The following is a 2,196-nucleotide window of genomic DNA, read 5'->3' on the forward strand; positions in this document are numbered from 1 at the left end:
AGCGAGGGAAGCGAGGATCGGTATGAAGGGCTACGTCTTCCACGGCCCCGGGCAGTCCGCCTGGGAGGAGGTCCCCGACCCGGAGATCAAGGACCCCGGCGACGCGATCGTCCGCGTCGACGCCGTCACCGTCTGCGGAACGGACCTGCACATCCTCAAGGGCGATGTGCCCGCGGTCCGCCCCGGCACCGTCCTCGGCCACGAGGCCGTCGGCGAGGTCGTCGAGACCGGCGGCGACGTCCGCACCGTACGCCCGGGGGACCGCGTCCTGGTCTCCTGCATCACCGCCTGCGGGCGCTGCCGCTACTGCCGCGAGGGCATGTACGGGCAGTGCCGCGGCGGCGGCGGATGGATCCTCGGCCACCGCGTCGACGGCACCCAGGCCGAGTACGTCCGGGTCCCCTACGCCGACCTCTCGGTGCACCCGCTGCCCGGCGCCGTCGCGAACGAGGACGCCGTGCTGCTGGCCGACATCTTCCCCACCTCCTACGAGGTCGGGGTGCTCAACGGCCGGGTCCGCCCCGGCGACACGGTCGCCGTGGTCGGCGCCGGGCCCGTCGGACTCGCCGCGATCGCCACCGCCCGGCTGTTCGCGCCCGAGCGCGTCGTCGCCGTGGACCTGGCCCCGTCCAGGCTCCAGGCGGCGAAGGAGTTCGGCGCCGATGCCGTGGCCGACGCGAGCGAGGACCCCGAGCAGCTGATCGCGGACCTCACCGGTGAACTCGGCGCGGACGTGGTCATCGAGGCGGTGGGCCTCCCGGAGACCTTCGAACTCAGCGCGCGCATGGTGCGCCCCGGCGGGCACCTCGCCAACGTCGGCGTGCACGGCGCGCCCGCCACCCTGCACCTCGAGAACCTGTGGATCAAGAACGTCACCATCACCACCGGTCTCGTCGACACCCGTTCCACCCCCACCCTGCTGCGGATGGCGGCGGCCGGCCGGCTCCCGACCCGCCGGCTCGTCACCCACACGTTCCCGCTCGACCACATGCAGGAGGCGTACGACGTCTTCGGCAACGCCGCCGAGACCGGGGCGCTCAAGGTCGTACTCGGCGTGCCGCAGCACGAGGTGGTCCCCGTGCAACCGACGGTCTGACGCGGCCACGGTCCGGGCCGTTCGGCCCATGCCGGACCGGGAGCCGAAGGCCCACCCTGGAGAAGTGGCGCCGTTCGGCACCCGCGTGAGGAGGTGACCTCCCATGACGAGTACGCATGGTGCGAGGCCGCGCAGGGTGCGGCTGTGGCGGTGGCGGAAGAACCCGCTGCGCCGCCGCAGCGATCTGGTCGAGGCGTGGCTACTGCTCGCCACCCTCGTCCTCGCCCTGCTCATCGGCGCCTTCACCGGAGTCGCCGCGGCCGGCGTCGTGAACGGGGCGATCGAGGACCGCCGCGAGCACACCCGTCCCGTCCCGGCCGTACTCGTGGAGGACGCCGCCCATGCCCTGCCCGCATCCGTGGCGGAGGACGGGGACGGCGGTGTCTGGGCCAAGGTGCGGTGGAGCGCTCCCGACGGCACCACCCGTACCGGCCGGGCGGAGGTCGACACGAGGGCGAAGGCGGGCAGCGCGGCGACCGTGTGGAACGACTCCGAGGGCCGGCTCGTCTCGGCACCGCCCGAGGGCGCGGACGCGCGGTTCCAGATCGTCATGGCCGGGATCACGGTCGCCGTCGCCTCCGGGGGACTGGTCGTGCTCGGCGGATGGCTGGGCCGCTCCCGGCTGCAGGGGCAGCGGCTGGCCGAATGGGAGGCCGAGTGGCAGCGGGTCGAGCCGTCATGGCGGAAACGGATGACGGGCTGAATCGGGCTGAACCGGCGAGGGGGCCCGGACCGGCCGACCCCGCGGAAGAGGCGGAACGGTTCCCGACGGAGCCGAACGGACTGAGCACCGGACGGTGAACTTCGCGGCGGTGACGGGCGGCGGGGACGCATGACCTGCGGAATTGCAAATTTTCGCAATTCATTACATGCTTGTCTCGTCATCCAGTCGCGAGTGAAGTCGAGGGGCCGTGTCCGAACCGCTGTCACAGGCCGGAGTCCGGTCCAGGATCACCTCGCTGATGCCCACCCGCGCCGACCTGGCCGAGACGCGGCGCCACCCCCGCCGGGACCTGCTGGCCGGCCTGACCGTCGCCGTCGTCGCCCTGCCGCTCGCGCTCGGCTTCGGGGTCTCCTCGGGGCTCGGCGCCGAGGCGGGG

3 protein-coding genes are annotated in these 2,196 nt (G+C 73.2%); all 3 read left to right on the plus strand.

The genetic code is table 11. The features are described from left to right. Positions 1–22: 22 nt before the first annotated feature. Positions 23–1,096, plus strand: a complete 1,074-nt coding sequence (locus tag B9S61_RS23650) for a zinc-dependent alcohol dehydrogenase family protein (RefSeq protein WP_103544065.1) — start codon at positions 23–25, stop codon at positions 1,094–1,096. Between the two features lie 103 nt (positions 1,097–1,199). Then, positions 1,200–1,799 carry a hypothetical protein gene (locus B9S61_RS23655; RefSeq protein WP_103544066.1) on the plus strand — a complete coding sequence of 200 codons (600 nt, stop codon included), beginning with the start codon at positions 1,200–1,202 and terminating at the stop codon, positions 1,797–1,799. A 259-nt stretch (positions 1,800–2,058) separates the two neighbouring features. Continuing rightward, on the plus strand, positions 2,059–2,196 hold a 138-nt coding region (locus B9S61_RS42530), incomplete at its 3' end, for a SulP family inorganic anion transporter (RefSeq protein WP_258039819.1).

Origin of the sequence: Streptomyces sp. SM1, assembly GCF_002910825.1 — a bacterium.
GTDB lineage: Bacteria > Actinomycetota > Actinomycetes > Streptomycetales > Streptomycetaceae > Streptomyces > Streptomyces okerensis.